We start from the raw sequence: 9,363 nt of genomic DNA, 5'->3' as shown, positions 1-9,363 counted from the left end.
GCTTCCGGTAGGGGTAGGAAATTAAGGGATTTGGGGGGTGGGGGGTGACATGGGAAGCGGGGACAAGGGGACGCCGAGATGGTTCCGTAATTTTCTGCCGTTATCCGGCGAGCTGTTTGCGAGGTGTCTGGAGGATGCGGGGCGACTCATTCCTTTTGCACCAACAGGACAGCTAGACCGTAGGTCGTCAGGGAGGGTGCAAAAGGGATGCAACTTGACTGCAGAAAGGATGCAAAAAGAGTGCAATCAGGATGCAGATAGGGTGCAAAAACACCGGCGCAAGGCCGGTGTCGAAAGTGTCAGATCAAGTTGAAACTTCTACAACTCACCAAACCTCATGGGTCTCGGCTCTGTAATTCTTTTCAATACGCTCAACAAGCAATGGCGCACTGATAATTCCTCTTGTGGAATGCTTCAGCTCTTCCGAGCTAATCTCTCTCTCCAGCGGAAGTGCTTCGCTTCCATTCCATAGCCAAATAGAGCCTCCCGGCCCGCCATTCCTGGAACGGAACGTAGGAAACACTTGTAACCTTTCGGGAACCGGAACATTTGCCACAACGGATAGAAGGCCTTGATTTACCGCACTTTGAACAACAAAAAATGCGGAAAATTGTGGTTCACCATCAACAACAACCGAAAAATCTTTTGGTTTTTCATTATGAAAACCGGGGAAAACACGTATTAAAAAACCAAATTCCGGATACTTATGAGTAACTTGCGCATATGCGACACCCTGCGAGGTTAACACCTGCAAAATGTCGCCCAGCTTTACCTTCTTAGCCATTTAAAATCCTTCATATCCAGCTTTTTTCAGCAGCTCGGCGCCGCGAATCAAACCCTGCTCATACTTAGTCGGATTTTTGACAGACGATATAGAGTTAATCTTATTGATTAACGTGCCGCCATCTTTACCAAGGCCATGGTAGTCGATCAGTGTTTGCTCGACTGCCCGTGCGTCAGCACGTGAAAGGCTCTGTAAACCCTCTATTCTGTCAATCGTGATGCCTTTTTCTCTGAGGTGAGCTTGACCGCGCTTAACTATGTCGTCGGTTATTCCAACATAACGAGTCACGCCATCAACAACACAGTATAAACACAGGTCTTTCCGCCTATAGAGGCAACTTCACCTGCGCCTTTTGCACCTACTCAGGAATAATTTTCAACTCACTCCATAGTGGTTTTAGCCCTAGACTTTCCATATAAGTCCCATAGTCGAAAAAGGCCCTAACCCCAATGTCTTCGTATAAAAACCATGAGGCCTCGCACTCTTGACATACGAACAAGCAAGTGTTGTCAGCTATAATTTCAGCTTTGACAATATCTCCCTGCTCACACCTTGGACACAACATATAAAACTTCTCTATTTAACAGGATAGGCGGTAATGACCTGACTGGTCCCAGGCCGAACAATAATTTTAATACTCGTTTCTCCCGAAGTACCAATCGCTCGGCCCATCGGGACAACATATGCACCCGGATCACCTACTACAGGACTACCTTTCTTGAGCCATGCTTCATCGACAGCGCCTAAAATCTCTTTTCTGTCCATACTAAAGACGCTATGTGTTGTCTTGGCAGGATTCGGCTCCGCATGCTCTAAAACATGCAAAACTCTGTTTCCTTGAACCGATCCTTGTCCATAGTCTAGACCAGCTGGAGTTGTCCAAGTCCGGGTAGCCTTGTCAAACGTTAGCTCTACTGCACCACCTGTTACTTTTGCACCACCCGCCACAGCCCGTTTGTAAGCCACCCCCCCTGCAACAGTACCCAACCCTACAGCCAGCGCAACCTTAAGACTATCCGCAATGTCCTTCGCCTGGCTATCGCTCAGCTCCCATTTCGCCTTGATCGAATCGACCATGGCGCCGACTGAATGCTCGGTCGTGGCTGTCGCCAGCATTTCCTGGAACTCAAAATTGCCGTTGATGAGGTTCTGTATCGCATCCCGGGCACCGGGCGAGGCGTATTCAGCGATGTCTTTGATGGCGTCCAGATTCGCCATGGTGTTGGCGACTTCTTTGGACAATGCGGCACAAGACCTGGGATCAGCCTTGCAGCCGACAATAGCGTCAATGTCCTGCTGCAGGCTTAACTCTTTGAACTTACGTGTGGTGTCTTCGATGCAGGAGGCATCGGTGCAGCGGGTTATCTGTTTGGCGGCTCGCTCAAGTTGGTTGTGTGCCAGGTAGTTGTACTGCGTTGCGTTCTTTGCAACCCAACCGCCTTTCTCCAGCGCGGCCGCATCCGTATCTTCTTTTGCTGCAGCCGCTAACACGCCGACGATTTGTGAGCTCATCGTCAACAGGTTGTCATTCCCCTTGACCAAGGAATCCAGCTGGGTGACCAACGCCTCGCTTGCAGCGGCGGCCAAGGCACCAGTTCTAAAGTCTCCGCCCGTGGCTTCTGCCAGCAGTCCACCGACCATGGCGTGAATCGCTACCTTCGGCGCCGAACCATCCGCGAGGACGTTTTTGGTGTAATCGCCCACCAGGTTGAAGCTGGCTGCAGCCAGTGTATTGAACAGCGCGCTTTTCAATGCATCACTGACGCTTGCGCCCTGCCCCAGCGCCTTATTCAGTAACAGAGACGTGCCATTCTGCAGCCCCTGATTGGCCGCAAATTGGCCGACGCCAGTCCAGGTGTTCAGCGAGCCCGATGCAGTGACTTTCTCTAGGGCCATATTGGTTTGGGCCCCCGTCCACTGATCAAAATACCCCACAGTCAGACCAGCGGTGATTGCCGAAACGGCGTACCCCTTCATCGCGTCGGAGGACGTCACGTCCTTGAAGACGGCGCCGAGATTGCCTCGGTTATTGATCGCGCTGACGCTGGCATTGGTAGAGGCGCCTGTTGCTACAGCACCTACCATGGCGCCCCCCACACCGCCCCCTGCGGCGGCGGCAGCCATTGGCCCGATAACCGCCGACATCACAATCGCGATGATGATTTGCGACGCAGGTCCTAGCCCCGAGTGGCTGTACTTGAAGCTGTCGTGCACCTCCCTGACTTGGCGCCAGTCCACATCACCGCGATTTTCTGCGTCCTTGAGCCAAGCCAGTTGTGGATCTGCTTTGACCATTGCCTCGATGGACTGGCTGACGGTCTGCTGATTAACCTGTTTGATATCGATCTTCAAACCTTCAACGGCCTTGATCGCAATACTGCCCTCGGCAACCAACTGACTTTGCCGCAGCGTTTCGTCGGTACTGCCCTTGCCCCTGGATGAAACCCAGAACGCGCTGTTGTTACTCTTCTCGTGACTCTCCTGGCGCAAATCCTTCACCGCCTCAAAGGTCACTGCACCACCGCTGCTAATGGTGATATCCGCACCACTCTCCAGCCGCGCGCCCTGGTACAACTGGTCGCCGCCACTGACGAGGTTGAGGCTGCCGCCGGTGCTGATCTGGCTGCCGACAGCGCGTACGTCGGTGACTTCATCGCGCTGGGTTTTGATCGCGCCAAAGCTGCCCTTTTTCTCGTAGTCGTACAGGCTGTAGTCGCTGTCATTGGCGCTCAATAACTCCAGTTGTCCGCCCGCGATCAGGTAAGCATCCTTGCCGCTGGTGACTTGGCTGGCATGCAGCAGGATGTCTTGCCCGGCCGTTGCCGTGAGGTTGCCGGCCGCGTTGAGTTGGCTGCCGATTTGGCGCACTTGGGTGGTTTGTTCGTGGGTCTTGGCACCGTTGCGTTTGCTGTGTACCTCGTGGTCGGTTTCGTTGGCGGCGGCAAGTAGGTTGATGTTTCCGCCGGCGGCCACGCTGAGGTCTTTGCCGGCATTGGCCTGGCTCGCCAACAGCGTGATGTCGCCGCCGGCTTGCAGGCTCAGGTTGCCGGCGGCGTTGACGTTGGCGCCAAGGTGTTCGGTACGGCTGTGTTGGGTGACAAGGTGCCCGCCGTTTTGCGTGGTGCGCACTTGCTGGGTGTCGGTGACAGCGATGAGGTTGATATCGCGGGCGGCGGTCAGGCTCGCGTCGCCGCCGCTGCTGATGGCGCCTCGGTTGTTAATGTCGCGCCCGGCATCGAGAGCCAGTTGCTGGCCCGCGCTGATCTGGCTTGCGTGATCGAGATGGGTGATGAGCGTGCCGTCACCCTGGTATTGGGCGTGGGCGGTTCGCTCATTGACGATGTCGCCGGTGAGGCTGGTGAGGTCCACGTGGCTGGCGCGGATTTCGCCGGCCATAGCGTTGCGGATGCTGTCGGTGGCCAGCAGGCTGAGGCGTTCGCCTGCAGTCATCGAGCCACCGTTGAGCAGGCTGCCATCAGCCATGGCGGTCAGGTCCTGGGTGGCCCTGAGCGTGCCGACACTGACGATATCGCCGCCGCTGACCAGGTTGATGTCCTGGCCCTGCACCAGGCTGGCGCCACGCAGGTTCTGGTGGTTAACCGTCGCCAGGTACAACACCGGTACCAGCACGTCTTCGCCTTGTACCTGGCGTTTTTCCATCCATACGATGTCGTGGGTCAGCGCGGCGACTTGTTGCGCGGTGAGGCCGACGCCGGCGCTCAGTTGCAAGCTGTCGCGCGCGCTGAGGCCGTTGTCCATCAGGTGACGAAACTGCGCTTCATCGCTGTTCTGACCATCGAGAAAGCGTTGCCCGGTCTTGGCCAGCACGGCGTCACGGATCAGGCGACTTTCGTAGTAGCCGTCGCCGAGGCGGCGCCACGCCTCGTCGGTGTTGTAGCCGATCTTATCGAGCAGGTACTGGGAACTGAGGAAATTGCCCAGGTGGGTGAACAGCGGGTTGGTCTCGATGAGGTACGGGCTGCCGGGATCCTTGCTCGGGATAAACAGGCCGTACTCGCCGTTGGGCAAGTGAAACTCAGGCGGACGGGTCAGGTCATCGCTGAGGCGATCGGGGCTCAGTTCAAGGTCATTGGGGTTGTGGCCGACCTTGCCAATCAGCTGCGCCAGGGTGTTTTCGCGCAGGGTGCCATTTTGCAGGTATTGCGTGGCGTTCAGGTTGAGGCTGCCGCCCGTTTGAAGGGTGGCGGCGTACACTTCGCGGCCGTCTTCACGCCAGGTAGTGAGGGTGCCGGGGTTGCTGAAGCCGGGGCCTTCGGAACGGGCCTTGAGTTCGGCAAAGCGCAACGGATCAAAAGGCGCGCTGTTGAAGGCCGGCAGATCGTGAAACTCCATCTGGTCCCACAGGGCTTTGTCGATGCGCCCAGGGGTGCCGATGATCGTGCTAGACAGGCCGGTTTGTGAGGCGGCGCCCTGGTTGAGCAAGCGACGCGCGCTGAGGTGCATGTCGCCGTTGGCGGCCATCAGGCTGTAGCGGTTTTCCAACGTGTCGGCGTCGATATACAACTGTTGACCGGCCACCAGGCGGGCAGCCTTGGTGGAGCCGGGAGCGGCGGTTTCGCGCCAGGTTTCGGTGATGTAGATGGTGCCGCGCTTGAAGCTGTCATCGCCGTCACAGTGCTGGCCACAAACCCATTGAATGCTGCCGCCGACCAGTTCGCGCTCAAGAGCAAGCACCGTGCGGGCGTTCTCGAATTCAAGCGCCTTGATGTGCAGGTTGCCTTCGCTTTCCACGGTGCCGGACAGGTTGCGAAAGCTCGTCGCCTGGCCGCCGTCGGCGGCGGCGAAACTGAAATCGCCAACGCTGTAGACGTCGCCTTCGAGGTTGCTGAAATGCTCGCCGCGTATGTGCAAGTCACCGCCGCTGAACAGCAGTCCGGTATTGGCCACGTTGGCGCTGATCAGCAGGTTGCCTTGACTGCCCAGGCTGCCGTCGTTATTCAGTTGGGTTGCGTTGAGCTGCAGGTGACGGGCCGCACTCAGCACACCGAGGTTGTGCAGCACATCACGTACGCGCAGTTGGATGTCGTTGCCGCTGAGGATCTGGCCGTGGTTCTGGATGAGGTTGCGGGCGCTGAGAGTGGCATCGCCCTTCACGGCGATCAGGCCACTGTTGTGCAGATCTGCGTCAAGGGTAAGTTGCAGGTCACCATCGCTGAGCAGTTCGCCGCTGTTGTCGAAGGTGTTTGCGGCGAGGGTAATGTTGCCTGCCGCGACGGTCTTGCCGCTGTTGCTGACAGCATCGGCAATGAGATTCAGGTGGCCTTCGGTATGGAGCGTGCCGCTCTGGTTGTTGACCTGTTGAGCCGATAGGCTCAGTTCGCGGGCGGTGACGATCTGCCCGCTGTTGTTTATTTGTTGGTGGGCTTCGATCTTCGCGCTGTCTGCAGCGATGTTGCCGCTGTTGTCGACAACAGCGGTCTTGATGTCCAAATGGCCGCTTGCGTTGAGCTCACCTTGATTGTCCAGGCGTTCGGCGGTGATCCTGAGTTGCTTGCCGGCAATACGCTGGTCCTCCTGAATCCCACTGACCACCTTGCCCTGATTGCTCACGGTTGCCGCTTGCAAGTGCACATTGCCTGCACTGGCGAGGGTGTGCTGAACCACCAGATCGCCCTTCGCCTGCAGGTCCACATCTCCCGCTGCAAAGGTTGGGCCTTGCAACTCAATTGACGCGGCCGTGGCGTTCAACGCGCCGACGCTGGTGGTGTGGGCCAGGCTCAGGCCACCGTTGGCATTGATGACTATGTCCCCGGCGGTACTCGCCATATCCCCGGCCAGCCTTACGCCCACGCCTTGTTCCGTGCCAATCAGACGAATCGCCCCGGCATACATGCCGCCAAGGGCGCTGGCGTCGATGGCCAGTTGCGGCTTTTCGCGGCCATCATCGGCATGGGCACGAGTCTGCAGGCTGTCGGCGCTGACATCATTGCGGCCGGTAATAATGTTGAGCTGGTCGGCGTGCAACTGCGCATTGAGTTTGGCGGTGCGAGTGATCAGATCGAATTGACCGACATTGCGCGCATTGAGTCCGGCGCCTTCCAGGGCGATATCACCGCCGTCCACGCGAAAGTGATCCAGACGCCCGCCGTCCAATACTGGTTTGCCAGTGGTCAGCGTCGCCCGTGGCGTATTGATAAAACCGCAGCCATTGCAGGTGATGCCATGGGGGTTGGCGACAATCACGCGCGCAGCCTGTCCGGCCACTTCGGTGTAGCCCCCCAGGTGGCTGCGATTGCCACCGGTGACCTCATTGAGAATCACGCTGGCTGCCTGCCCCTGCAAGCCGGGGTTGCCGAGGATCACCCCACCGAGCTGGGTGTTTTGCGTGGCATTCGTGGCGTTGTTTAGGATCAACCCGTTGCTGCCGACGTTGTAGTCGGTGAACAGGTTATGGGACAAGCCGCTGCCGTTGGGACCGGCGATATTGACCACCGGCACGCCATTGGGCGCTTGATCGATGCTGGTGCCGGGGCTGGCGGGGTCGACGCTCAGTTGCGCGGCAGCCGAGACGATCGGGTTGAGAAACAAAATACCTGCGAGGCTCAGGGCCAGGCACTGGTTAAAGGGGCTGCGCGCGTCCATAGGCAAGGTTCCTTGTTGTTAGAAGAACAGGTCGATTCGGGCGTACATCGGGTGCTCGCGGTGCTCGATCACGGCCGGGCGCTCCAGAGCACGGGCGAATACCAGCGATGCGGCAAGGTGCCGGCCGCGCGCGCTGAGTTCCCAGGCATTGCCAGTGAGGCGCCCGGCCACGTCGGGGTTGTGCGGCCCACGGCGAATAACCCCAACGTCGTAGCCGAAGCCGACGCCCACTTCGTGCACCCACGGGCGCAAGGCGTCCCAACCCACGGCGTGGCGCCAGCGCAGTTGGCTGCGCCAGTAGCCGCCGCTGTTGCCCGAGAGATTCTGTTCGCTGAACCCGCGCACCGCGCCAAAGCCGCCGACGCTGAGGCGTTGTGGTCCATAGAGTTCGTCTTCGGCACGTTGGCCGGTGGCCAGGCTGTCGACGCTCCAGTGTTGGTCCAGCCAGCGAAAGGACTGCAGGTAACTGAGGGTCAGGCTGTATTTCTGATAGCGGGAGGTGGGGGCGCCGGAGCGTGTGGAGAGGTCGCGCTGGGCGTCCAACGCGCCGATGCCTTGCTGCCAACCGGCATCAAGGTTGAAAAACGCATTGCCGATGCGACGCCCATGGTTGAACCCCAACTGGCGCTCAGTGATGCGATGGCTGGACGTGCGCAACAACGCGTCTTCCAGGTAGTTACGTGTACGCAGGTGGCTCAGGCCGATGTTGAGCGCGGTCTTGCCGAGGTTGTCGCGGTGTAGCACGCGTTCGGCGCGAAGTTGCTGGGTGGAGGTGTCGCCGGACAACGCGAAGGCAAAGCCGGACGCGTCATTTCGGGTGCGGTAATAGCTTTGGCTGTGGCTGAAATTGAAGGTCCACCAGCCATACGGCAAGCTGTAGAACAGGCTTTGGCTTTCGGAATGTCGCCAATGGTCGCTGACCGTGTCACGGTTGGCGCGCAGGCTCAGTTGGTCCGCCAGCCCCAAAGGGCTGTCCCATTCAAGGCCAAGACCGGCCTGCTGGCGGCCGGTGCTTTCGTCTCCATGGTTGTTGCGGTTAGCCGAGACGCGCCAGGGCTTGAAGCGTTCGCCCTTGAGTGCGACACGGCTACCGCCCACCGCTTGGCCCGGCATCAACTCAAGCTGCGGCTGGCGCGAGGGCAAGCGTCCCAGCTGATCGACCCATTGCTCCAGCTCGCGTAGATCCAGCACGTCACCGACGCTGCCAGGAAAGGTCATGGCTGACTCGGCGGGACTGGCCAGTGATGAGCTGTCGAGGCCTTCGAGGCGCCCTTCCACCACGATGATTTTAAGCTCGCCGTTTTTCAGGTCTTGCTGCGGCAGGTACGCCCGGGTGGTGACGTAGCCACGGCGCAGGTAATGGTCGGTGAGGCTTTTGAGCACCTCGTTTAGCTGAGGAACGCCAAGGCAGCGCCCCGACCAGGGAGCAAGCAAGGCCTCGCGCTTTGCCTCGGAGAGCAAGGTGGCACCTTCAACGGTGATGCGCGTGAGGGTCACGCACTGGCCGTCTTCAACCAGAGCAGGTGCGGTGCGTACTGCGGCTTTTCCAGGAAGGTTTTGCAGTTCGTCCAGACGTCGACGCTGCTCTTCCAGCACTTGCTGTTGTCTTTCGCGGGCCAGCTCTCTGTCGCCCGGTAAGGTTTGCGCCGCGGCAAGAAGTGGACCGCAGAGCAGCGCCACGCCAAGTAACGCGGGTCGTAAAACGGCTGACATCCTTTTCACCCTCACTGGTACTCATATGGAAAGAGCACGCAGCTTGCCGAGGCTGAATTGGTAAAGGAAAAGCAGAAAGGTTACAAAAATCTCAGGATTGCGAAGGGTATTCCTACATCTGTCACGCAGCGTTAAAAAGTCCGTCAGATTTTTCCCAAAAACATGGGAAAAGATCAGGTACCGAGCAGGAAAAAAGAATAAAAAAAGAAACGTATGGTTTTTTCTCCCACTCGAAATCTTCAAACCTACAAGCACATCGGAAA

General features: G+C 58.3%; 4 protein-coding genes. All 4 read right to left on the bottom strand.

Annotated elements, in window-relative coordinates; genetic code table 11:
- Positions 1-325: 325 nt before the first annotated feature.
- Positions 326-784, bottom strand: coding sequence for a hypothetical protein (locus tag LRO94_RS11875; RefSeq protein ID WP_179179170.1), 459 nt, complete (start codon positions 782-784; stop codon positions 326-328).
- A complete protein-coding gene (locus LRO94_RS11870) occupies positions 785-1,072 on the bottom strand; it encodes a hypothetical protein (RefSeq protein ID WP_179179171.1) in 288 nt (95 codons plus the stop codon).
- Between the two features lie 288 nt (positions 1,073-1,360).
- Positions 1,361-7,387: a two-partner secretion domain-containing protein gene (locus LRO94_RS11865; protein WP_179179172.1), complete on the bottom strand. Its 6,027-nt coding sequence runs from the start codon at positions 7,385-7,387 to the stop codon at positions 1,361-1,363.
- Between the two features lie 18 nt (positions 7,388-7,405).
- The gene (locus tag LRO94_RS11860; protein WP_032885332.1) at positions 7,406-9,100 is read right to left on the bottom strand and encodes a ShlB/FhaC/HecB family hemolysin secretion/activation protein; all 1,695 of its coding nucleotides are present in this window, start codon (positions 9,098-9,100) and stop codon (positions 7,406-7,408) included.
- Positions 9,101-9,363: the final 263 nt, after the last annotated feature.

Origin of the sequence: Pseudomonas sivasensis (genome assembly GCF_021391435.1) — a bacterium.
In the GTDB taxonomy this organism is placed as follows: Bacteria; Pseudomonadota; Gammaproteobacteria; order Pseudomonadales; family Pseudomonadaceae; genus Aquipseudomonas; species Aquipseudomonas sivasensis.
This window is presented reverse-complemented; position numbering and strand designations above follow the sequence as displayed.